We start from the raw sequence: 22,665 nt of genomic DNA, 5'->3' as shown, positions 1-22,665 counted from the left end.
CCCGAAGGAGATCTCCCATGCCCGCACGCCGCCGCACCGCCGTCACGCTGACCCGTATCGCCGCCGCCGGCCTGGCCCCGCTCGCGCTGGCCGCGTACGCGGCGGCTCCCGCGGTCGCCCACGGCTCGATGACGGACCCGGTCAGCCGGGTGGCCGCGTGCTACGCCGAGGGACCGGAGTCCCCGAAGTCGGCGGCGTGCAAGGCGGCGGTCGCGGCCGCCGGAACGCAGCCGTTCTACGACTGGAACGCGGTGAACATCGCCAACGCGGCCGGCAACCACCGGTCGTTGATCCCGAACGGCCGGCTCTGCTCGGCCGGCAACGACAAGTACCGGGGGCTGGACCTGGCGCGTGCCGACTGGCCGGCCAGCCCGATGGCCGCCGGCGCGCACACCTTCCGTTACAAGGGCACGGCCCCGCACAAGGGCTCCTTCGAGCTGTACGTGACGAAGGACGGCTACGACCCGGCCAAGCCCCTGGCCTGGTCCGACCTGGAGCCCGCGCCGTTCGCGAAGGTCACCGACCCGGGCATGCAGAACGGCGACTACGTCTTCTCCGGGACCGTCCCGAACAAGTCGGGCCGCCACCTCATCTACAGCATCTGGCAGCGCTCCGACAGCCCGGAGGCCTTCTACACCTGCTCGGACGTGGTCTTCGGCAAGGACAACGGAGGCGCGGGCGGCGGGAACGGCGGCAACGGCGGCGGCGCCGGTACCGCTCCGGCCACCGGGGCGGGTGCCAAGCCGAGCGGCCCCAGCGACAAGCCGTCGGACAAGCCGGGCGACAAGCCGGCGGACAAGCCCTCGGCCCCGACCGACCAGCAGATCTCCGACGGCGTCGGCAAGTCCACGGTGGAGCACAACGGCCACGGCGACAACGACCCGAAGACGAACGGCACGACGGATGCCGCCGCCGTCCCGATCGCGGCCGGCCCCTCCTCGCCGGCCGCGGCCAGGGACAACCTCGCGGAGACGGGCGGCAACAGCGCCACCCCGGCGATCGCGATCGCCGGGGCCGCCGCCCTGGCCGTCGGCGCGGCCGCGCTGTTCGCAGCCGCCCGCCGCCGCACCGCGCGTACGGCGACGGGCCGCCACGGCCGCTAGCCCTGTCCGGTGCCGGACCCCCTGCGCCCGGTCAGTCGAAGACCGAGGCGCAGGTGGTCCGTTCGGCGTTGGCCGGGTCGAGGGCGTGGGCCGCCTCGTGCCAGGCGATCCGGTCGGTGAGCCCGATGGCGACGTGCTCCGAGAGATCCAGGAAGCACAGGTCCTGGAGTACGACGTTGCGTACGTTCGGACCGTCCAGGAAGGCGCTCCGGTACGGGGTCACCACCTCGTCGTATTTGGTCGCGATGACCGTGTACTTCACCCCGGGCACGGTGTCCCCGCCCTCGTTCAGCTTCTGCTGGAAGGCGGATCCGGCGATCTGGTCGGCGAGACCCGGGGTCGCGGTGCTGATCAGGTCCTCGGCCCCGGGGAAGTACGGCAGGAGCTTGGTGAATCCGAGCAGGGTGGTGCCGTGGTTGTCGGGGGCGAGCCCGACCAGCGCGTTGACCTTCGAGGCGCCGCCGAGGAACTTCAGGTAGTAGCGCGGCATCATGCCGCCCTGCGAGTGGCCGATGATGTCGGTCTTGGCGGAGCCGGTGGCGGCGAGCACCTTGTCCACGAAGACGTCGAGCTGTCCGGCGGACTTGTCGATGGGCCCGAGCCCGTTGAAGAGGGGGACGCCGGGCAGTTGACCGTAGTCGAGCGAGTAGACGCAGTACCCGCGGTGGACGAGGTAGGGCGCGAGGCCGAGCCAGTTGTCCCAGGAGTTGCCGAAGGTGCCGTGGACGAGGACGACGGGGCGCGGGTGCGCGGCGGACGGCTTGCACGACCAGTTGTTCCAGCCGCTGCTGGGGGCGGCCGCGGCCTGCGCTGCGCCGGTGGGGGCGACGAGTGCGGCGGCGGTGAGGGTGAGGACGGCGAGTGGGCGGAGCAGGCGTCTCCAGGGCAGCATCGGGTGATCTCCTCGCGGGTCGACTCAAGGGGATGAGCGTGGGGGTTCGTCCCGTGATCCGGATCACAAGGGGGAGCTGCTGCCGCTAAATTACGGGTGAGTAGCAACACAGGGAAGTTACGCGTCGGTAAAAACTCGCGCGTCGCCCGGGCGACCGCCCGTACGGCGCCCGACGGTCCGTCAGGCGGCCAGCGTGCCGCGGGCGATCGCGTGCGGTCCGAAGCGCGCGCGGACCCGGTCCGTGACGGCCTCCAGGCGGCGGGCCTTCTCGTCCTCGGGGTCGAGGCTGAGCTGCCGCGTGGCCCGATCGGCCGAGGTCAGGTCCTCGGCGCGCAGGGACAGCGCGCGGACCCGGGCCCGCTGCAGGCCGAGGCCCGCGTAGAGGGCGTAGGCCGTGGCGGTCAGGGCGGCCGAGTGCGCGGTGGGCTCGGCCAGGGTGCGCGTCCGGGTGAGCGTGGTGCGGTCGGCGCAGCGGACGGTGAGCGAGAGGGCGCGGCAGACCTGCCCCCGGCCCTGTTCCTGTGTACGAAGCTTCGCGCCGAGCTCCTCCGTCAGCGAGAGCAGCGCCCGCCGGTGCCGTACGGGATCCAGCTCGTCCAGACCGAAGAGCCGCTCGGCGGCGATGGCGCGGGCGGCGGCGCCCGGCCGGACGGGGGTCCGGTCGATCCCCAGGGCGCGCTCGTGCACCTCGCGGCCGAGCCGGGCGCCGAGGATCCGCCGCAGGGCGGCGGGCGGGGCGGCGGCGACCCGGCCGACGGAATCGAGGCCGTAGGAGCACAGGGTGCGGGCGGCCTTCGGTCCGACCCCGTCGAGGGCGGTGACGGGCTTGCCCGCCAGGAAGTCCCGTACGGCGGCGGGCTCCCCGGGGATCACCAGGGTCTCCCCGGGCCGGGCCTCGCGGGCCGCCGCCCTGGCCAGCATGGGGTTGCCGGCCACGCCGACGGCGGCGTCCACGCCGTACAGGGCGAGGGCCCGGACCCGGATCACGGCGGCCAGCCGGGCGGCGTCGCAGCCGAAGTACCGCAGCGCGCCCCGGACCTCGGCGAGGACGGTGTCGGGCGCCAGGGCCTGCACGGCCGGGGTGATGCCGCCGAGCAGCGCGAGCACCCCGGCGTACTCCCGCGCCCCGAGCGGGCCCCCGTCGGCGGGGTACGGGCGCAGGCACATCACGACCCGCTCGGTGGCGGTCATCCCGCGCTCCCCGGGCTGGAGTGCCACAGCTTGCGGCCGGTCGCGGGGCCGGTGCCCGGCGGCTGGAGGTCGGCCCAGGGGTTCATCTCGTACCCCGTGGGCATGCGGATCCTGCGGCCGGGACCCTGCGGGCCCTTCGCCGCCGGCTCCCCGTCGGCTCCCGGGGCTCCCGGGGCTCCCGGCTCGGCCGCCTGGTCGCCCGCCGGCTCGGCGAGGCGGGCCGCGACCGCGTCCAGGCCGCCCGCCGCCCGCAGTTCCACCAGCTCCGCCAGGTTCCACGCCGCCGCCCCGACCACGCTCAGGCTCTGCGGGCCCCGCCGCTGCACGACACCTCGTACCAGCAGCAGGAAGGAGTGGAAGACGGTGTGCGCGCAGCGTTCGTGGCTGTCGTCGAAGAAGGCCAGGTCGACCAGGCCCGTCCCGTCGTCCAGCGTCGTGAAGATGACCCGCCTCCCGGAGCGGATCGGCGGGGTCTGGGTGGCCGCCTTGGCGCCCGCGACCAGCACGGTCTGCCCGTGCTCGGTGTCCCGCAGCCGACGCGCCGGGATCACTCCCAGTTCGGCCAGGAAGGCGTGGTGGTCTCCCATCAGGTGCCGCGAGGCGTCCATGCCGAGGACGCCCAGCTCGGCGCTGAGCCGTTCCGCCTCGGTCAGGTCGGGCAGTCCGACGGAGGCCGTGGACCGGCCGCCTTCCAGGGGAAGCTGGGGGCCGCGCACACCCGCGGCCCGCTGCGCGCCGTGCAGTTCGGACACGTGCAGCAGCAGGTCCCGCCGGTTGGCGCCGAAGGCGTCCAACGCCCCGACCTGCGCCAGCCGTTCGGCGACCGGGCGGCCCGGGTGCGCCCGGTCCCAGAAGTCGCGCAGGGAGGCGTACGGCTGTCCCGCCTCGATCCGGTCCGCCTCGGCCCCGCTGATGCCGTGGACGTCGGACAGCCCGAGCCGCAGCCCCCACACCCCTCCGTCATCGGACACCAGTTCGATACGATGGGCGGCCGCCGACCGGTTCACGTCCAGCGGCAGCACCGGCACGCCCCGCCGCCGCGCGTCCGCCAGCAGCAGCCGTTTCGGGTACATCCCCGGGTCGTGGGTCAGCAGCCCGGCGTAGAAGGCCGCCGGGTGATGCGCCTTCAGCCAGGCCGACTGGTACGTGGGCACCGCGAAGGCCACCGCGTGCGCCTTGCAGAAGCCGTACGACCCGAAGGCCTCCACGATCTCCCAGGTCCGGCCGATCACCTCCACCGGATAGCCGCGCTCGGCCGCCTTCGCCGCGAACCAGACCTTGATCCGCGGCTGCGACTGCGGGTCGGACAGCCCGCGCCGCACCCGGTCCGCCTCGTCCCGCCCGCAACCGGTCATGACGTGCACGATCTCGATGATCTGCTCGTGGAAGACCACCACCCCGTACGTCTCGCGCAGCGCGTCGGCCAGGTCCGGGTGCGGGAAACGGACCGGGGCCCGCCCGTGCCGGGCCTCGATGAAGGGCCGCACCATGTCGGCGGCCACCGGACCCGGCCGGAACAGCGAGATGTCGACGACCAGGTCGTGGAAGGTGGCCGGCTGCAGCCGCCCCACCAGGTCCCGCTGGCCCGGCGATTCGATCTGGAAGCAGCCCAGGGTCTCGGCCGAGCGGATCAGCTCGTACGTGGCCCGGTCGCCCGGCGGCACCTGCGCCGGGTCGTCCAGATCGAGCTCCCGCCCCGTGCCACGGCGGATCTCCGCGACCGCGTGGGCCATCGCGGACTGCATCCGCACGCCCAGCACGTCCAGTTTGAGCAGCCCGAGCTCCTCCACGTCGTCCTTGTCGAACTGGGACATGGGGAAGCCCTCGCCACTGGTGGGCACCACCGGCGTACGGGCGAGCAGCGAGTCGTCGGAGAGCAGCACCCCGCACGGGTGCATGGCGATCCCGCGCGGCAGCGCGTCCAGCGATTCGACGAGCTCCCACAGCCGCCCGTACGACTCCCCCCGTACGTCGCGCAGTTCGGGGAGTTCCTCCAGCGCGGCGCGGGCGTCGCGGGCCCTGATGTGCGGGAAGGCCTTGGCGAGCCGGTCGGTGACGGCCGGGTCCATGGACAGGGCGGCGCCGACGTCGCGGATGGCGTGCCGGACCCGGTAGGTCTCGGGCATGGAAACGGTGGCGACGCGCTCGGTGCCGAACCGGTCCATGATCCGCCGGTAGACCTCCAGCCGGCGGGCGGACTCCACGTCGATGTCGATGTCGGGCAGGACGCGCCGCCGCTTGGAGAGGAAGCGCTCCATCAGCAGGCCGTGGGCGACGGGGTCGGCGTGCGCGATCCCGAGCAGGTGGTTGACGAGGGAACCGGCTCCGGAGCCGCGGGCGGCCACCCTGATGCCCATCTCCTTCACGTCGTCCACCACTTGAGCGACCGTCAGGAAGTACGAGGCGAAGCCGTGGTAGGCGATGATGTCGAGCTCCTGGTGCATCCGCTCCCAGTACGCACGGTCACCCGCGTAGCCGCGCAGCACCATGCCCGCCGAGGCCCGGGAGGTGAGGACCCGCTGGGCGCTGCGGTGGGCCGCGCCGACGAGCCGGGCCTCGGGGAAGTGCACGGAACCCATGCCGAGGTCGTCCTCGGGGTCCACGGAGCAGGCCTCGGCGGTACGCCGGGTCTCCGCGAGCAGGCGCCTGGCGTCGGCGGGACGCAGGCCGGCCGCCTGCGCGATCCGGTCGGCGGCCTCGGCCATGGCGGCGGGGGCCTTGAGCCAGCGCTCGCCGCCGTCGAGCGGGTACGCGGGGTTGCGGGGGTCGATGGGGACCAGGCGGCGGGCCGCGTCGAGGATGTCGGCGACCGGGCCCTGGCCGGGGTCGGCGTAGCGGACGGCGTTGGTCAGCACGGCCGGAACACCCTGCTCGGCGGCGAAGCCGACGGTACGGGCGGCCAGCCGGAGCGAGCCGGGCCCGGTGCCGGTGCGGCCGTGGTGGACGGCCTCCAGACGCAGGGAGTCGCCGTAGATCTCCCGCCAGGGTGCGAGCAGCCGGGCGGCCCGGTCGGGGCGGCCCGCGGCGAGCGCCCGCCCCACCTCGGAGCCGGGCCCGAGCAGGACGAAGACGCCCTCCCCGCGCAGGGCCTCCCAGGGCACCAGCGGGACCTCGGCGGCCCCCGCGTGGGCGGCGGTGACCATCCGGCACAGCTCGGCCCACCCGGCGGCCCCGTCCCGGGCCAGGAAGACGGCGCGCGCGGCGGACTCGTCCACGAAGGCCCCGCCCTTGACGGGGGTGCGCCGCCGGTACGAGGCCTCGCCGGACCCGTCGCCCGCGGCGGATCCGGCCGGGCCCCCCGACCCGGCCGGGCCCGTCGCGGGCGGGACCGCCATGTCCACTCCGAACACCGGCCGGATGCCTGCCTGCGCACACGCCTTCGCGAACCGGACCGCGCCCGCGAGGGTGTCGCGGTCGGTCAGGGCGAGGGCGTCCATGCCCCGCTCGGCGGCGCGCTCCGCCAGCCGCTGCGGGTGTGAGCCTCCGTAGCGCATGGAGAACCCCGAAACGGTGTGCAGATGCGTAAAACCAGGCACCCGCGGCCTCCTGCTTCGCTCGAATGAACACCTCCCCCGCTCTCCACCATAGAGTAATTCGAATATTCGTGCGAAACACTTGTTCGATCACCTGAGCGGGCCGTGCGGGCGGCTCGGCGGTGTGCGGCTCGGCGGTGTGCGGCTCGGCCGCGCCGTATCCCGGGCGCTGCCCGGACCCGCGCCGTTGCCCTGCTGGCGGCTCGGCGGTGTGCGGCTCGGCCGGATCCACGCCGGGCTCTGCCCGGACCCGCGCCTCAAACGCCGGCGGGGCTGGAAGTGGCGGGCCTGTCGGCAAGGTGTCGGGGCGGGGTGCCGGGGCGGGGTGTCTCCTCGGCTCGGCGCGTGCGGGCATGTCTCGGCTGTACCCGGTGGTCGCGCGCTCGTCCTGCGGGGACACCCCACCCCGTCCCCCCACCCCTCAGGCTGTCGAAGCCCACGGGGGATGGGAGCCGGGCTGTCGCAGCCCAGCCGTGGGGCGGGGACACGCAGGAGGGTCCCCGCAGGACGAGCGCGCAACCCAGGCCGTACGGCAGAACCGCGGCCGCCTGGCGCGAGCCGAGGAGACCCTCGTGCGGGGCACCGACCCACACCACCAAGCCCCGCCGGCGATTGAGGCGCGGGTCCGGGCAGCGCCCGGCGTGGATCCGGACCCGCCGTACACCGCCGAGCCGCCCGCAGGGCACCCCGCAGGGGACCGGGTCAGGACCGGTGGACCACCTCGCCCGCCACCACGACCGTCTCGGCGACCGTGCCCGGGATCTCGTCCGCCGGGACGGTGAGGATGTCCCGGGACAGGATCACGAAGTCCGCCGCCTTGCCCACCGTGAGGGAACCGCGCTCCCGCTCAAGGAAGTTGGCGTGGGCCGAGCCCATCGTGTAGCCGTACACGGCCGTCGCCACGTCCACCGTCTCGGCCGGCTGCCAAGCTGGGCCGCCGCCGGACAGCGGGCGGCGCGTCACGGCCGTGTAGATGCCGATCATCGGGTCCATCTCCGCCACGTTCCAGTCGCTGGAGAACGCCAGCACCGCACCCGCCTCGTGCAGGCTCCGCATCGGCCAGGCCTTGTGCCAGCGGTCCTCGCCCACGTTCTCCGCCCAGTCCTGGCCGGGGCCCGCGATCTCCGGCGCGCAGTGCCTCGGCTGCATGCACGCGATCACGCCGAGCTCCGCGAAGCGCGGTACGTCCGCCGGGTCCAGGCACTCCACGTGGACCACCTGGTGGCGGGCGTCGCGCGGGCCGTTGAGGGTCCGCGCGTGCTCCACCGCGTCCAGGACGGTCCTGATGCCCCGGTCGCCGGTCGCGTGCACGAAGCACTGGAAGCCGCGGGCGTCCAGCTTCGCCAGCAGTTCCGCGAACTCCTCCGCCGGGTAGAAGGTCTCGCCCCGGTGCGCGCCGCATCCGGTGTACGGCTCCAGGAGCGCGGCCGTACGCGGTTCCACCACGTCGTCGATGTAGAGCTTGAGCGGGCCGACCCGCAGCCGGTCCCCGGCGAATCTCCTTGCCGCGTCGGCGAATTCGTCCAGGTCGGCGTCGCCGGTGCCGCGCGGGTGGAACAGTGCCGCGACGATCCGTGAGCGCAACCGCCCTTCCGAGCGGGCCCGTTCGAAGAGTTCGAGGTCGTCGAGGGAGTTCTGCGGCTCGACCACCGTGGTGATGCCGAAGCCGATGGCGTCGTCGAGGCTCTTGGCGAGCCGCCCGTACTGCCGGTCCGGCGAGGCCCACGGCACGCCCAGCTCGCGCAGGGCCCGGTGGCCGTCGCGGGAGAGTCCCTTGATGGCGAAGTCCTTGACGAATCCGGTGGGTTCGCCGGTCTCCGGGTCCACCGCCGCCGTGCCGAAGGGGAGGTCGGTGCGGTCCCGGGAGACTCCGAGCCGCCGCATGGCCGCCGTGTTCAGCCAGGCCGTGTGCACGTCGTACGAGAGCACGATCGCCGGGGTGTCCCCGGTGACCGGGTCCAGGTCGGCGGCGCACGGCATCCGCCCGCCCGGGATGGCGGAGTAGTCGAAGGCCTCGGCCTCGATCCACCCGGCGTCCGGGTTGGCCTGCCGCCAGGCCAGGATCCGCTCGTGGATGCCGCCCAGGGTGCGCACGCCGGCGAGCTGGACGCAGTCCGCGTCGGAGCCGAGCCGGACGTGGTTGTGGGCGTCGATGAAGCCGGGCAGGACCAGCTTGCCGCCCGCGTCGATCCGCTCGGTGTCCGGGCCGGCCCAGGCGGCGGCCTCGTCGTCCGGGCCGACCCAGACGATCAGGCCGTCGTGGACGGCGAGGGCCTCGGCAGCGGGCAGGTCGGGATCGACGGTGTGGATCCGGGCTCCGGTGAGCAGCAGGTCGGCGGGGAAGGGGTGGCGTGTCATGCGGGGGTGCTCCATCGGGTGTGCGGTGTCGTTCAGGCGGCCGGGGCGTACGCCGCGACCCGGCGGCGGGTGAGGGCCCAGTAGGTGAGTCCGGAGACGACCGAGCCGAGCAGCGTGAGGTCGGCGCCGCCGAGCGGGGCGACCAGCGGCCCGGTCCACAGCTCGGAGTCGCAGGTCAGGGCGGCGAAGGCCATACCGGCGAGCAGGGCGGTGATGCCGGCGGGGTGGTAGCCGGAGCGGTACCAGTAGGCGCCCGCGCTCCCGGCGTGCAGCGCGTCGGCGTCGTAGTGGCAGCGGCGCAGCAGCATGTCGGCGAGGAAGACGCCGCCCCAAGGGGCGAACACGATGATCAGCAGGGAGAGGAAGGAGAGGAGGGAGGTGGTGAAGTCGGTGAGGAAGAGCGCGGCGAGCGAGCCGGCGGCGGTGACGGCGGCGCTGATGACGATGGCCCGGGCGCGGCTCCACGGGATGCCGAGGACCTGGAGGTTCAGGCTGGAGGAGTAGAGCGTGATGATCGAGTTGGTGACCGAGCCGCCGAGTACGAGAGCCAGGAACAGCGGCTGGAACCAGCCGGGGAGCAGGCTTTCGGCCCCGGCGACCGCGTCGGTCATGTCGGTCTGGGTGGCGGCGGCGACGCCCGCGACGCCGAGGGCCACGGAGGAGAGGAAGCCGCCGAGGGCGCCCATCCAGGTGATGGACCTCAGCGAGGTGGTCCGGGGCAGGTAGCGGGTGTAGTCGGCGGGCATCGGCAGGTACGAGAAGGGTCCGGCGAGCATGACCACGAAGGCGAGGCTCCAGCCGGAGAGCCCGGGGGCGGCGGCCGGGGCGGCGGTGTCGGTGCCGGGCAGGACGAAGAGGAGCAGGACGCCGAAGCCGGCGGCGAGGACGTAAGCCATCCAGCGTTCGGCGAACTGCACGGTGGCGTGGCCCCACATGGCGACGGCGAAGGTCAGCGCGAGGGTGACCAGGAGGGCGACGGCGCGGCCGGCGGTGCCGCTCTGCCAGCCGATCTCGGCGAAGAAGACTTCCAGCGCGAGGGTGCCCACCACGGTGTTGACGATGGTGTAGCCGATGCTCACCACCCAGTTGAGGACGCCGGCCGGGAAGTTGCCGCGTACGCCGAAGGCGGCGCGGGAGATGACCAGGGTGGCGGTGCCGGTGCGGATGCCGCTGAGTCCGGCGGCACTGATGGCGAAGAAGGAGAGTCCGCCGATCACGACCACGGCGGTGGCCTGCCAGAAGGAGAGCCCGAAGGCGACGGCGAGGGCGCCGTTGATCACGTAGGTGAAGGTGAGGTTGGAGCCGAACCAGAGCCAGAACAGGTCTTTGGCGCTGCCGTGGCGTTCGGCGTCCGGAATCGGGTCGATGCCGTGTGTTTCGACCCGGAACACCTCGTCGACGTCGACTGTCTCCTGCTGCCCCATGGCGGACCCCTGACCTTGAACGATCTTGAATGGCGTTCTAACTTCTTGAACGGCATTCAAGATGAGGGCTGGACCGCGACCCCGTCAAGACCCTGTCCGGGATAAGGTCGGTCCACGAAGATCCGGAGGGCGGGAGCGGTGGCGGGAGCAGCACGGCGGCGCGACGGGCAGATCGCCCAGGAGCGGATGCTGGAAGAGGCCATGGCGGCCATCGCCGAGGACGGACTGGCCGCGCTCACCATGTCCGCGCTGGCCGAGCGCCTCGGCACCAGCGGGGGCCACATCCTGTACTACTTCGGCAGCAAGGACCGGCTCCTGCTGGAGGCCCTGCGCTGGAGCGAGGAGCAGCTCACCGGGGAGCGCCGGGCGCTGCTGGGTCGCAGGGTGACGGCGGCGCGCAAGCTGGACCAGTTCCTGGAGCTCTACCTCCCCGAGGGCCCCCGCGACCCGCGCTGGACGCTGTGGATCGAGCTGTGGGCCCGTACCGCCTCCAATCAGCCGCTGAAGGCCGCCCAGGAGGAGATCGACGACAGCTGGCAGCGGGACCTGGAGGCGCTCCTGGCCAAGGGTGTGGTCCAGGGCCGCTTCGCGCCCACGGACGTGCCCGCGCGGGCCTCGGAGCTGCTCGCCCTGCTGGACGGCCTGAGCACCCGGGTCGTCCTGGGTCAGCGCGGCGCGGACCGCGCCCGCGCCCTGGAGCAGGCCCGCTCGGCGGCGGCCCTGCTCGTGCCCCGCATCTGAGACGAGGGCCCGGCCGGCGCTTCTCGCACCCGCCGGTCAGGAACTCCCCTCTTTTCCCGACTTGGCGACTCGACCTGATGACCCGGACTGCCGACTCGACCTGATGACCCGGACTGCCGACTCGGCCCGCCAAGTCAATTCGACAGCCAAAAGCGGAAGCCACCGCACCAAAAAGGCCATTCACGGCGACCGGGCATCCATTCACGCCCGTTCACTCCCCTCATGCGCCCCCTTGACCAGGGCATATGCAAGCGGAACAAAGGCCTTCCCGGACTCGTGAAGGCATTCACAAGAATTCCGCCGGAAGTGCGCCCTACCGCACTCCTCCCCCAGCACGCACAATCGCGGTGACGACTCACATCGACCGTGAAGGAGGGAGCGCGTGCGCAATCAGGTGCGCACAGCGGACGGGCGCGCTCTGACCGTGGAGCGCTGGGGCGATCCCGACGGTAAACCCGTCTTTCTGCTGCACGGCATGCCCGGCAGCCGCCTCGGCCCGGCCCCCCGGGGCATGGTCCTCTACCAGCGCCGGATGCAGCTCATCGCCTACGACAGACCCGGCTACGGCGGCTCCGACCGCCATGTGGGCCGCACCGTCGCCGACGTGGCCCAGGACGTGGCCGCCATCGCCGACGCCCTCGGTCTGGACACCTTCGCGGTCGCGGGCCGCTCCGGCGGCGCCGCCGGAGCCCTGGCCTGTGCCGCCCTCCTCCCGGACCGGGTCACCCGGACCGCGGGAATGGTCGGCCTCGCCCCCCGGGACGCGGAGGACCTGGACTGGTTCGCCGGAATGGCCGCGTCGAACGTCCGGGAGTACACCACCGCCACCGACGACCCCGAGGAGCTGGCGGCCCGGCTGATCCCGCGCGCCGACGGCATCCGCAAGGACCCCGGCCGGCTGCTGGACGAACTGCGCCGGGAGCTGACCGACAACGACCGCATGATCGTCTCGGACGCCGGCCTGCGGGCGATGCTCCTGCGGAACTACCGGGAGGGGCTGCGCCATTCGGCGTACGGATGGATCGACGACGTCCTCGCCTTCAGCCGCCCCTGGGGCTTCGACCCGGCCGACATCCGCTGTCCGGTGCTGATCTGGCACGGCGAGCTCGACGTATTCTCCCCCGTGGGCCACTCCCGCTGGCTGGCCCGCCGCATCCCCGGGGCCACGACCAACATCGTTCCCGCCGCCGCGCACTTCGCCTCCCTGCGCGCGCTGCCCGACGTACTGAACTGGCTGCTGCGCGACCTCCCGGCACCGGATCTCACCGAACAGCAGCCCGCGTAGGGACGGTTGACCGCGCAGGACCGCGCTCTTCCTGCTGTTCGGCGGGGGCGGTTCCGCGTCGGCCGGGCCGGACTCCCGGCCAACCGGACACGCCCTCGCATCGCACCAGGTCAGCGAGGTACCACCGGCGCAGGTCCGGTCCGGACGGGGCCGCCGCCGGGACCCCCGGCGATGAAAAGGATCTTTCCTTGCGGCAAACGGCCGAATCCGCCCTCTTGAGAAATCCGCCACGCATTGCATGGAAGTCTTGACCAGGCGTCATGTCTCGTGTTGCCAAGGGGGACTGTCCTAGTAAAGTCCCTGCTTGACAGCAGCATGTAGCCGTTGTCATTCACATGTCCATTCCACATGGCTTCCCCAAGGACGGTGCCGTGAACACTTCAGCATCCCCCGCGACCAGCTCGGTCAAGGCCCACCGGGTCCCGCTCAGCAAGATCGACGTCCACACCGCGGCCGCGGCGACGACGCTCGGTCGCGTGCTGCCGGCCGAATCTGCTCGTCCGGTTCAGGCACCGATCTTCAACTCCGCACTCTGACCCGAACTCGGCGCTCTAGACTGGCGGAATGACCGGCCTGATCGCATTTCGCGAGATCGTCCTAAAGGTTCACAGCAGATGCGATCTTGCTTGTGATCATTGCTACGTCTACGAACACGCAGATCAGAGCTGGCAGGCCCGGCCGAAAGTGATCTCCCCCGAGGTCATTTCGCATACCGCGTCCAGGCTCGCCGAACATGCCCGTGACCATGCACTCCCCTCCGTCACGGTGATTCTCCATGGAGGGGAACCCCTGTTGGCGGGCACGGCCCGGCTCCGCCTCGTGTGCGAGGAGTTCACCCGGGCGCTCAGCGGGATCGCCGCCCTCGACCTGCGGATCCACACCAACGGGCTCCAGCTCAGCACCCGTTACCTCGACCTCTTCGACGAGTACGGCGTCCGGGTCGGCATCTCCCTCGACGGGGACCGCGCCGCCAACGACCGCCACCGCCGCTTCGCCGACGGCCGTACGAGCCACCCGCTGGTCCTGGCCGCCGTCGCGCTGCTCCGCTCCGAGCCGTACCGCCACCTCTACCAGGGCCTGCTCTGCACCGTGGACGTGGCCAACGATCCCGTCGCCGTACTGGACGCGCTGGTCGAACTGGAGCCCCCGCGCGTGGACTTCCTGCTCCCCCACGCCACCTGGGAGACACCCCCGGCCCGCCCCGACGGTGCCCCCGACGCCTACGCGCGCTGGCTGCTGCGGATCTTCGACCACTGGGACCGGCTGGGACGCCCGGTGCCCGTACGGCTCTTCGAGTCCCTGCTCTCCACCCTGCGCGGCGGCCCCAGCCTCACCGAGTCGCTCGGCCTCGCGCCCACCGACCTCGTCGTCGTCGAGACCGACGGGACCCTGGAACAGGTGGACTCCCTCAAGAGTGCCTTCGAAGGGGCCGCGGCCACCGGCTTCAATGTCTTCGACCACGCATTTGACCAGGTCGCGACCCATCCAGGGGTCCGCGCCCGGCAGCTGGGCCTCGCGGGCGTCAGCGACTCGTGCCGCCGGTGCCCCGTCGTACGTTCGTGCGGGGGCGGGCTCTACACCCACCGCTACCGCGACCGGAACGGCTTCGACAACCCCTCCGTCTACTGCACCGACCTGCGCGAGCTCGTGGACGGGGTCGAGGGCCGCACCGCACCGCGGGAGACCGCGCCGCAGCTGACCGACCCGGCCGAACTCGCCCGCTCCCAGGAGGAACTGACCCGGATCCTGCTGGCCCGGCTGCACGCGGACCTCGCCGCCGACCCCGGCTGGGCGCACGCCTGGGAGATGCTGGCCGCCGTGGAGGGGGCCGGGGAGGCGGGCCCGGACGCGCTGGACGCCGTACTGGACCACCCCTTCACCCGGACCTGGGTACTGGCGGCCCTGGACGCCGCCCGCGACGGCAGGCAGGACGCCCCGGAGGCGGCGCGCCGGCTGACCGCGCTGGCCGCCGCGGCCGTGCTCCGCGGCGGACTGGACCTGCCGGCCGAGGTGGCCTACCGGGACGGTGAGGTGTACCTGCCGACGCTGGGGCTGCTGCGGCTCGGGGAGCCCGGCACGGAGGGCCGGGCCGCGCTGCACGTCACCGCCGAGGGGTACGCCGTACGGGACGGCCGTGCCGAGCACCGGTTCGGGCCCACGGCGGGGGACGCCCGCTGGCAGCCCGTACGCACCTGGTCGCCCGGGCCGGACGCGGCCCCGGTGGCCCTGGAGGACCTCGACCCGTACCGCAACTGCTTCCCCCGCCCGCCCAGGCTCCGCCTCGGCGCCGGGGAGGCCGAGGAGTGGCGGGGCAGGCTGGACCGGGCGTGGGCGCTGCTGCACAAGGCGGTGCCGGAGTTCGCCCGGGCGGCGGCCACCGGGCTGACCACGCTGACCCCGCTCGCGGGCGGCCCGCGGGCGGGCGGCTGGGGCGAGGCCGGACGGCACGGGCCGGGGGCGCTCGGGGTGCCGTACGCGGCGGGGGTGCGGGAGACCGCGCTGGCGCTGCTGACCGGGCGGCGGCGGACCAGGCTGCGGGCGCTGACCGAGGTGGCCGACCTGTACGCGCTGGACGGTCAGTGGCAGCACCGCTCGCCGTGGCGGGAGCGGCCGGTACCGGTGTCCCGGCTGCTGGCGGACGTGCACGAGCGGGTGGCGGTGGAGGCGTACCGGCGGGCCACGGCGGCGCCCGAGCCGGGCGGCTCGGACCGTATCCACCGGGCCCTGGACCGGCTCTCGGAGGCGGCCGAACTGACCGTCACCGGGAAGAGCCTGGTCGCGGAGCTCCGGTACGAGCTGAAGACGGTCGACGCGTGACCGCGCCCTCCCCGGCGCCGTCCTCCGCGCCCTCCCCGGCGCCGTCCTCCCCGACGCCGTCCTCCGCGGCCTCCCCGGCGTCGCCCCCCGCGCCGTCCTCCGCGCCCGGCAGGCTCCGGCTCGCCGTGCAGTTGCGGCTGGCCGGGGTCCGCCCCGGCATGCGGCTCGTGGTGCACTCCGCCCTCGGCGGGACCGGGCTGCGCGCGGAACTGCTGCGCGACGCCCTGACGGGCGTCCTCGGGCCGCGCGGCACCCTGGTGGTCCCGGCGTTCACCCCGGAGAACTCCAAGACCTCCACCGCCCACCTGGAGCGGATCCGCGGTCTGGACGAGGCCGGGGTGCGCGCCTTCCGCGAGCGGATGTCCGCCTTCGATCCGGCGAGCACCCCGAGCCAGGGCATGGGGTCCTTGGTCGAGGCCGTCCGCACCGCGCCGGGCGCCGCGCGCAGCTCCCATCCGCAGACCTCCTTCGCGGCCCTCGGGGCGGACGCGGAGCGGCTGTGCTCGGGGCATCGCCTCGAAAGCCATCTGGGGGAAGAGTCACCCCTGGGAAAGCTGTGCTGGGAGGGCGGGCAGGTACTCATGATCAATGTGGGGTTTTCGGTCTGCACCGCTTTCCATCTCGCGGAGTACCGAATTCCGAAGCCCCCCTTGCGCATGTACGAGTGTGTGGTGAAGGTGAACCTTCCGGGGCAGCAAAGGCACCGTCAGGAGGAGGAGTGGACCGCATACGAGGACGTCGCGCTGGACGACAGCGATTTCGCGGAGATCGGTGACGCGTTCCCGGATTCACGGGTGCGCAGGGGGCGGGTGGGAGGTGCGTCGACCATGCTCTTCTCCCTCCCGGAGGCCGTCGATCACGCCCTTGACTGGATGACCGAAAACAGACGCTGATTGACTGAACGATGAGGGGATGTGGCGAAGCAGCTCCGGAATGATGTTTCTTCGCTTCGCATCTTCGGGACGGGGGTCGTGTGCCCGCATCAGGGGAGCCGTACTTTTTTCTCAGTTACGCACATACACCGAGGTTCGGGGCCGGGGGCCCCGACCCGGACATGTGGGTCGAGCGCCTTTTCCGTGATCTCTGCGGGCATGTCATGGCGCTGACGGACCTGCGCGCCGGGTACGACGTCGGGTTCATGGACCGGGAGATACGCAGCGGCGAGGGCTGGTCCGAACGGCTCGCCCGGGCACTCGCCAACTGCCGGGTCTTCGTTCCCCTGTTCTCGCCGCGGTACTTCGCCAGCGAGATGTGCGGGAAGGAGTGGTTCGCCTTCGCGCAGCGCGCCGTCCAGCACGGCGCGGTCAGCAACAAACAGGCCGAGGCCATCGTGCCCGCGTTATGGGTACCGGTGCCGCCGGAGCAACTCCCCGGCCCGGCCGAGCGGTTGCAGTTCAACCACAACACCTTCGGCGAGCGCTACGTCACCGACGGCCTGTACGGGCTGATCAAACTGCGCGGGTACGCCGAGCAGTACGAACAGGCCGTGTACGAGCTCGCCCGGCGCATCGTCCAGGTCGCCGAAACCGCGCACCTGGACCCCATCCGCCCGCTGGACTACCGCAACGTACCGAGCGCCTTCGGCTCCAGCGGCAGCCCGGCCCGCACCCTGCACGTGACGGTGGCCGCCGCCTCCCGGCACGATCTGCCCGAGGGCCGCACCCCCGAGTACTACGGGGACACCGCGCTGGAGTGGAACCCGTACCATCCGGTCGCCCAGCGGCCCATCGCCTACGTCGCCGAGGACCTGGTCAAGAACCTCAACTACCAGACCACCATGTCCTCCTTCGACGACGAGGCCGGGCACCTCGACAGCAAGCAGCTGCCGACCCGGCCGGAGATCCTGATCGTCGACCGGTGGGCGGTGGAGGACGAGCAGCGCCGCCGGCGCCTGGCCGCCTTCGACCGGGAGCCCCGGCCGTGGGTCAACGTGGTCGTGCCGTGGAACCGGTACGACCATCAGAGCCGGTCGAAGGAGAACGAGCTGGCCGACCGGCTGGAGCACACCATGCCCAAGACGATGAGCCAGGGCCGGGCCGCCTGCCGGGCCGCCGCGAACGGAGTGGCCAACGTGGAGACCCTCGGCCAGATCCTGCCGCAGGTGGTCGAGGCCGCCGCCCAGCAGTTCCTCAGACACGCGCAGCCGTATCCGCCGAAGGGCGACACCTCCATCGAACGGCCCCGGTTGCTGGGGCCGATGGGGATGAACGGGCCGCCAGGGCCGCCATCGCCCCGTGTCCCGTTCCCGCCCGACTCCGACCGGCACCGGGCCGGGCCGGCGGGGGCCGGCCTCCACGACAACGACGACAACGACACCGACCGGGGGGACGCGGATGACAGCGAGCAGTGACAACAGCGGCAGCGACAGCGACAGCCGTGACGGACGCATCGTCACCTTCTATTCGTACAAGGGCGGCACGGGCCGCACCATGGCGCTGGCCAACACCGCGTGGATCCTGGCGGCCAACGGCAAGCGGGTCCTCGCCGTGGACTGGGACCTGGAGGCCCCGGGCCTGCACCGCTTCTTCCACCCCTTCCTGGACCCCTCCACGCTGGGGGCCACCACCGGGGTCATCGATCTGATCAGCGAGTACGCCTGGGCGGCGACCAGCCCGGTGCAGCGGCCCGACGACTGGCACAAGGACTACGCGCGGATACAGCCGCACGCCGTCTCGCTCACCCCGGAGACCCACGGCTGGGAGTTCCCGGACGGCGGCACCCTGGACTTCGTCTCGGCGGGCCGGCAGAACCGCGAGTACTCGGCGACCGTCTCCACCTTCGACTGGGACAACTTCTACGACCGGCTCGGCGGCGGGCTCTTCTTCGACGCCTTACGCGCCGACATGAAGCGGAACTACGACTACGTCCTGATCGACAGCCGCACCGGTCTGTCCGACATCGCCGACATCTGCACCGTCCACCTCCCCGACATCCTGGTCGACTGCTTCACCCTCTCCGACCAGTCCATCGACGGCGCCGCGTCCGTCGCCCGCCAGATCGACGAGCGGTTCAACGACCGCGGCATCAAGATCTACCCGGTCCCGATGCGCATCGACGAGGGCGAGAAGGAGAAGGCCGACGCAGGCCGGGCGCTGGCCCGGATCAAGTTCGACCGCTTCCCGAACGGCCTGGTCGGGGACGAGCTCACCTCCTACTGGGGCGCGGTGGAGATCCCGTACCGCCCCTACTACGCCTACGAGGAGACCCTGGCCACCTTCGGCGACGAGGCCGGGCTCACCAACTCCCTGCTCTCCGCCTTCGAACGGCTCACCGCCGTGGTCACCGAGGGCCACATCACCTCCATGCCGGTCATCGGCGAGGAGGTCCGGCTGCGCATCAGGGACGCCTTCACCCGGCGCCGCCCGGCACTGCCCGCCGACCTGTTCCTGTCCTACGTCGCCGAGAACCGGATGTGGGCCGACTGGATCGAGTCGGTGCTCACCCGGGCCGGTTTCCGGGTCGTGCCGAAGGACGTCTCGGCCGAGCGGGCACCGGGAGCGGCCGCCGGGGACACCCTCGGGGGCGCGGGCATCAGCATCGACACGGCCGCCCGGACCGTGGTGCTCCTCTCCACGGCCTACCTCAAGTCGGCCCGGGCCGTGGACGTGTGGGAGCGCGCGGCCGCCGAGGACCCGACCGGGGGCCGGCGCCAGCTGGTGCCGCTGCGGGTGGGCGACGTACGGCTGTCCACGCCGTACATCGACCGCAACCCGGTCGACCTCTTCCGGCTCGACGAGGCGCACGCGACGACCGCCCTGCTGCGTGCGGTGGAGCGGCCCATGGCGCTGCCCGACAGCGTCAGCAGTGCCTCGCAGCCCGGTCCCCGCTTCCCGGGGACCGTCCCGAAGATCTGGAACGCGCCGCCCCGCAATCCCGGGTTCACCGGGCGCAGCATCGTGCTGGAGCGGATGCGCGACCAGCTCGGCGGGGGCATGGCCGTGGTGCTGCCGCAGCCGCAGACCCTGTTCGGGCTCGGCGGCGTCGGCAAGACGCAGGTGGCGCTGGAGTACGTGCACCGGTTCATGGCCGACTACGACCTGGTGTGGTGGATCTCCTCAGAGCAGACCGACGACGTGGTCGCGGCCCTGGCGGAGCTGGCGGTGCGGCTGGGCGCGCAGACAGGCGAGGACATGGCGGCCGCCTCCCAGGAGGCGATCGATCTGCTGCGGCGCGGGGTCCCATCCTCCCGCTGGCTGCTGGTCTTCGACAACGCGGACGATCCCGAGACGCTCAAGCGGTTCTTCCCGCCGGGCGGGCCGGGCCATGTCCTGGTGACCTCCCGCAACCAGTCCTGGTCGCAGTACGGTGACGCGCTGCCGGTGGACGTGTTCCTGCGGGAGGAGTCCATCGAGCACCTCCAGCGCCGGGCCCCCGGACTCAGCAAGGACGACGCCGAGCAGGTGGCGGTGGCGGTGGGCGACCTGCCGCTGGCCGTCGAGCAGGCGGGTGCCTGGATCGCGGAGACGGCGACGCCGGTGTCGGCGTACATCGAGCAGCTGGCGCAGCAGGCCGCCCGCGTCCTGGCCCTGAACCAGCCGCCCGGTTACCCGGAGCCGGTGGCCGCCACCTGGAACATCTCCATCGAGCGGCTGCAGTCCCGGTCCCCGGCGGCCGTCCGGCTGCTCCAGCTCTGCGCCTTCCTCGCGCCCGAGCCGATCTCCGCGAACCTGCTCTACAGCAGGGAGATGATCGACGCCCTCAAGCCCTACGACTCCTCGCTGCAGGAGAAGCTGGTGCTGGGCCGGGTGATCCGGGAGATCGGCCGGTTCGCGCTGGCCAAGGTCGACCAGGTCAGCAACAGCATCCAGGTGCACCGGCTGGTCCAGGCGGTGATCCGGGCCCAGCTGAGCGAGGAGGAGCAGCGCGAGGCGCGGCACGCGGTCCACCGGATCCTGGCCGGGGCCCGGCCGGACGACGACGAGCCGATCGACAATCCGGAGACGTGGCCGCGGTTCAACACCATCTGGTCGCACCTGACCCCGTCGGAGGCCCGGTACTGCAAGGAACCGGAGACGCGCAGGCTGCTGATCGACCGGGTGCGCTACCTGTGGAAGCGCGGCGATTTCAAGGCCGCGTACGCGCTCGGCGAGGAACTGCGCGAGGCGTGGAAGGAGATGCTGGGCAACAACGACCTGCAGTACCTGTACCTGCGCTTCCACCTGTCGAACATCCTGCGCTCGCAGGGCCGGTTCGTGGAGGCGAAGGAGCTGGACGAGGTCACGCTGGAGCGGCAGAAGGCGGTGCTCGGCCCCTCGCACCCGCACACGTACATGACCATGAGCGGTCTGGCCAACACGCTGGGCGCGCTGGGTCATTACGGACAGGCGATGGAACTGGCGACCGAGGCGCACGAGGGCTTCAGCCAGATCTTCCACGAGGCGCACCCGCGCACGCTGGCCGCAGCGAACAACCTGGCGCTGAACCTGCGGCTCGTGGGTCAGTACACCAGGGCCCGGGAGATCGACCAGGAGGTGCACGACCTGCGCACGGAGGTGCTCGGGCCGGAGCACCCGTACACCTTGTCCTCCGCGCAGAACCTGGCCCGCGACCTGCGCGAGGTGGGCCGGTACGAGGACTCGGTGCAGCTGCTCAGCCGGACGTACGACACCTACAAGCGGACGCTGGGGAGCGCCTTCCCCGGCACCCTGTCGGCCGCGAAGAACCTGGCGGTGTCGCTGCGCCGGGCCGGCCAGCTGGAGGACGCCCTCCGGCTGACCACGGCCACCCGGGCCCGCTACCGGGCCAAGTACACCTCCGTCAACCCGGACCTGCTGTCCTGCGAGCTCAACCTGGCCTCTGACCTGTTCGCGACCGGGGATCCGGGCGGGGCGCGGGACCTGGCGCAGGAGGTGGTGGACGAGTACATGAAGGTGCCGGGCGAGCGGCATCCGTACACCCTGGCGGCCGTGAACAACCTGGCGGTCTTCCACTGGGGCACGGGCGCCGCGGAGACGGCGGAGACGATGCTGCGCCAGACGATACGGGGGATGCGGGACGTACTCGGCGACAACCACCCGCACACCGTCTTCGCCCACCTCAACCTGGCCAACACGAGGGCCGACCTGGGCGATCCGGAAGGCGCTCTGGAGCTGGAGCGGCTCGCGGTGATGCGGTTGCGCGAGGCGCTCGGGGCGCACCATCCCGAGACCCTGGCGAGCAGCTCCAACATGGCGGTCAGCCTGGACTCTATGGGCCGCAAGGAGGAGGCGGCCCGGCTGCGGGCGGAGGCGGTGTCCGAGCTGACCCGGCTGCTCGGTGAGGACCACAGCCTGACCCGGTACGCGCGCGACGAGCGGCGGGTCCACCGCGACCTGGAGCCTCTCGCCGTCTGATCCGAAGGCGGGCGGCGGGGGCTCCGCGACCGCGGGGGCCCCGCCGCCCGCCACCCGACAGCAGGGGGGGCGCTGTGACCGACAGCATGACCTTTCGAAACGAGGACCTGCCGGCCCTCTTCCACCACACCGACCAGGCGGCGATCTCCCGGCAGCGGGAGTCCACCCAGGCCACCCGCGCCCAGCTGCTTCTGCTGGTCGCGGCCGCGGCGGCCGCCGCGCTGCCCGCCGGTCCGAAGCTGGGCTCGATGTACCTCTTCGGGCTGCTGAGTGTGCTCGCGTACGTGGGGGTGCTGGGCGTGGGCATGCGGGCGACCCGCCGCCGGGCCCGCCCGCAGTGGCAGCTCAACCGCAGTGCGGCGGAGTTCATCAAGTCCCTGGCCTGGCGGTACGCGGTGCACGGGGCGCCGTTCGGCAGTGAGGTCGCCACGCCCGAGGCAACGTACCGCACCCGGCTGGAGGCGGGTCTGGCCGAGCTGCGGAAGATGGGCTGGGAGGATCCGCGGGGTGCCGGGACGGTGCCGGAGGGCGGGGAGATCACCGGCGCGATGCAGCGGCTGCGCGGGTTGGACTACCAGGCGCGGCGCGAGACGTACGTCCGGGACCGGCTGATCGAGCAGCGCAACTGGTACCGGCGGCGCACGGAGGTGTCCCGGCGGGCGACGAGCCTGTGGTCGTGGACGATCGTGCTGCTGACCTGCCTGGCGCTGCTGTTCGCGCTGCTGGGGTCGTTCGGTTCGGGTCCGGGGCCGAGGCTGACCGCGCTGCTGAGCGCGGCGGCGGCGGCCGGGATCGCCTGGAACGAGGTGCGCCGCCACCATCCGCTGATCGAGGCGCACACGCTGATCGAGCAGGACCTGGCGGCGATGATGGTCGTGATGCAGACGACCATCACCGAGTCGCAGTGGCCTTCATCGGTGTACGAGACGGAGCGGTACGTGTCCCCGCAGCACACGGACTGGCTGGTCCGGCATAGCAGTTGAGGGTGG

At 72.5% G+C, this 22,665-nt stretch carries 14 protein-coding genes; 9 read left to right on the top strand and 5 right to left on the bottom strand.

All coding sequences use genetic code 11. The annotated features are described in order from the left end of the window. Window positions 1-17 precede the first annotated feature (17 nt). Window positions 18-1,103: a lytic polysaccharide monooxygenase gene (locus ACFY04_RS36050; RefSeq protein WP_389123680.1), complete on the top strand. Its 1,086-nt coding sequence runs from the start codon at window positions 18-20 to the stop codon at window positions 1,101-1,103. Window positions 1,104-1,134: 31 nt separating this feature from the next. On the opposite strand, the gene ACFY04_RS36045 is transcribed toward ACFY04_RS36050, so the two are convergent. The 5 genes from ACFY04_RS36045 to ACFY04_RS36025 all read right to left on the bottom strand — a co-directional run bounded on the left by ACFY04_RS36045 (window position 1,135) and on the right by ACFY04_RS36025 (window position 10,501). Continuing rightward, window positions 1,135-1,995 carry an esterase/lipase family protein gene (locus tag ACFY04_RS36045; RefSeq protein ID WP_389123678.1) on the bottom strand — a complete coding sequence of 287 codons (861 nt, stop codon included), beginning with the start codon at window positions 1,993-1,995 and terminating at the stop codon, window positions 1,135-1,137. A 180-nt stretch (window positions 1,996-2,175) separates the two neighbouring features. Continuing rightward, entirely contained in the window at window positions 2,176-3,186 is a 1,011-nt protein-coding gene (locus ACFY04_RS36040; protein WP_389123675.1) for a hypothetical protein, read from the bottom strand. Next, window positions 3,183-6,722: a DNA polymerase III subunit alpha gene (locus ACFY04_RS36035; protein ID WP_389123673.1), complete on the bottom strand. Its 3,540-nt coding sequence runs from the start codon at window positions 6,720-6,722 to the stop codon at window positions 3,183-3,185. The genes ACFY04_RS36040 and ACFY04_RS36035 overlap by 4 nt, the downstream gene beginning before the upstream one ends. A gap of 699 nt (window positions 6,723-7,421) precedes the next feature. After that, complete coding sequence (locus tag ACFY04_RS36030) at window positions 7,422-9,077, bottom strand: amidohydrolase (RefSeq protein WP_389123670.1); 1,656 nt, start codon at window positions 9,075-9,077, stop codon at window positions 7,422-7,424. A 32-nt stretch (window positions 9,078-9,109) separates the two neighbouring features. Continuing rightward, window positions 9,110-10,501, bottom strand: a complete 1,392-nt coding sequence (locus ACFY04_RS36025) for a purine-cytosine permease family protein (RefSeq protein WP_389123667.1) — start codon at window positions 10,499-10,501, stop codon at window positions 9,110-9,112. 138 nt (window positions 10,502-10,639) lie between these two features. Here ACFY04_RS36025 and ACFY04_RS36020 point away from each other — a divergent pair, with 138 nt between their 5' ends. The 8 genes from ACFY04_RS36020 to ACFY04_RS35985 all read left to right on the top strand — a co-directional run bounded on the left by ACFY04_RS36020 (window position 10,640) and on the right by ACFY04_RS35985 (window position 22,659). Further along, window positions 10,640-11,242 (top strand): TetR/AcrR family transcriptional regulator, encoded by a 603-nt coding sequence (locus tag ACFY04_RS36020; protein WP_389123665.1) that lies wholly within the window; start codon window positions 10,640-10,642, stop codon window positions 11,240-11,242. 382 nt (window positions 11,243-11,624) lie between these two features. Next, entirely contained in the window at window positions 11,625-12,527 is a 903-nt protein-coding gene (locus tag ACFY04_RS36015; protein WP_389123662.1) for an alpha/beta fold hydrolase, read from the top strand. Window positions 12,528-12,898: 371 nt separating this feature from the next. Then, complete coding sequence (fxsA, locus tag ACFY04_RS36010) at window positions 12,899-13,063, top strand: FxSxx-COOH cyclophane-containing RiPP peptide (protein WP_389123660.1); 165 nt, start codon at window positions 12,899-12,901, stop codon at window positions 13,061-13,063. A gap of 28 nt (window positions 13,064-13,091) precedes the next feature. Next, window positions 13,092-15,344, top strand: coding sequence for a radical SAM/SPASM protein FxsBH, inactivated beta-hydroxylase extension form (gene fxsBH, locus ACFY04_RS36005; protein WP_389123657.1), 2,253 nt, complete (start codon window positions 13,092-13,094; stop codon window positions 15,342-15,344). Next, complete coding sequence (locus ACFY04_RS36000) at window positions 15,341-16,237, top strand: aminoglycoside N(3)-acetyltransferase (protein WP_389123654.1); 897 nt, start codon at window positions 15,341-15,343, stop codon at window positions 16,235-16,237. Before fxsBH ends, ACFY04_RS36000 begins: the two co-directional genes overlap by 4 nt. 80 nt (window positions 16,238-16,317) lie before the next feature. Next, complete coding sequence (locus ACFY04_RS35995) at window positions 16,318-17,694, top strand: TIR-like protein FxsC (RefSeq protein WP_389123652.1); 1,377 nt, start codon at window positions 16,318-16,320, stop codon at window positions 17,692-17,694. Continuing rightward, window positions 17,678-21,676 (top strand): FxSxx-COOH system tetratricopeptide repeat protein, encoded by a 3,999-nt coding sequence (fxsT, locus tag ACFY04_RS35990; RefSeq protein ID WP_389123650.1) that lies wholly within the window; start codon window positions 17,678-17,680, stop codon window positions 21,674-21,676. The genes ACFY04_RS35995 and fxsT overlap by 17 nt, the downstream gene beginning before the upstream one ends. A gap of 86 nt (window positions 21,677-21,762) precedes the next feature. Next, window positions 21,763-22,659 (top strand): DUF4231 domain-containing protein, encoded by an 897-nt coding sequence (locus tag ACFY04_RS35985; protein WP_389123648.1) that lies wholly within the window; start codon window positions 21,763-21,765, stop codon window positions 22,657-22,659. The last annotated feature ends 6 nt before the right edge of the window (window positions 22,660-22,665 follow it).

The organism is Streptomyces sp. NPDC001549 (genome assembly GCF_042894025.1).
In the GTDB taxonomy this organism is placed as follows: domain Bacteria; phylum Actinomycetota; class Actinomycetes; order Streptomycetales; family Streptomycetaceae; genus Streptomyces; species Streptomyces kutzneri.
Note: the sequence above shows the minus strand (reverse complement) of the source record. Positions and strands in the feature narration are given on the sequence as shown.

Coding starts and splice junctions, on each gene's coding strand:
- ACFY04_RS36050 (WP_389123680.1), top strand. CDS start 18: ATGCCCGCACGCCGCCGCACCGCCGTCACGCTGACCCGTATCGCCGCC.
- ACFY04_RS36045 (WP_389123678.1), bottom strand. CDS start 1,995: ATGCTGCCCTGGAGACGCCTGCTCCGCCCACTCGCCGTCCTCACCCTC.
- ACFY04_RS36040 (WP_389123675.1), bottom strand. CDS start 3,186: ATGACCGCCACCGAGCGGGTCGTGATGTGCCTGCGCCCGTACCCCGCC.
- ACFY04_RS36030 (WP_389123670.1), bottom strand. CDS start 9,077: ATGACACGCCACCCCTTCCCCGCCGACCTGCTGCTCACCGGAGCCCGG.
- ACFY04_RS36025 (WP_389123667.1), bottom strand. CDS start 10,501: ATGGGGCAGCAGGAGACAGTCGACGTCGACGAGGTGTTCCGGGTCGAA.
- fxsBH (WP_389123657.1), top strand. CDS start 13,092: ATGACCGGCCTGATCGCATTTCGCGAGATCGTCCTAAAGGTTCACAGC.
- fxsT (WP_389123650.1), top strand. CDS start 17,678: ATGACAGCGAGCAGTGACAACAGCGGCAGCGACAGCGACAGCCGTGAC.
- ACFY04_RS35985 (WP_389123648.1), top strand. CDS start 21,763: ATGACCTTTCGAAACGAGGACCTGCCGGCCCTCTTCCACCACACCGAC.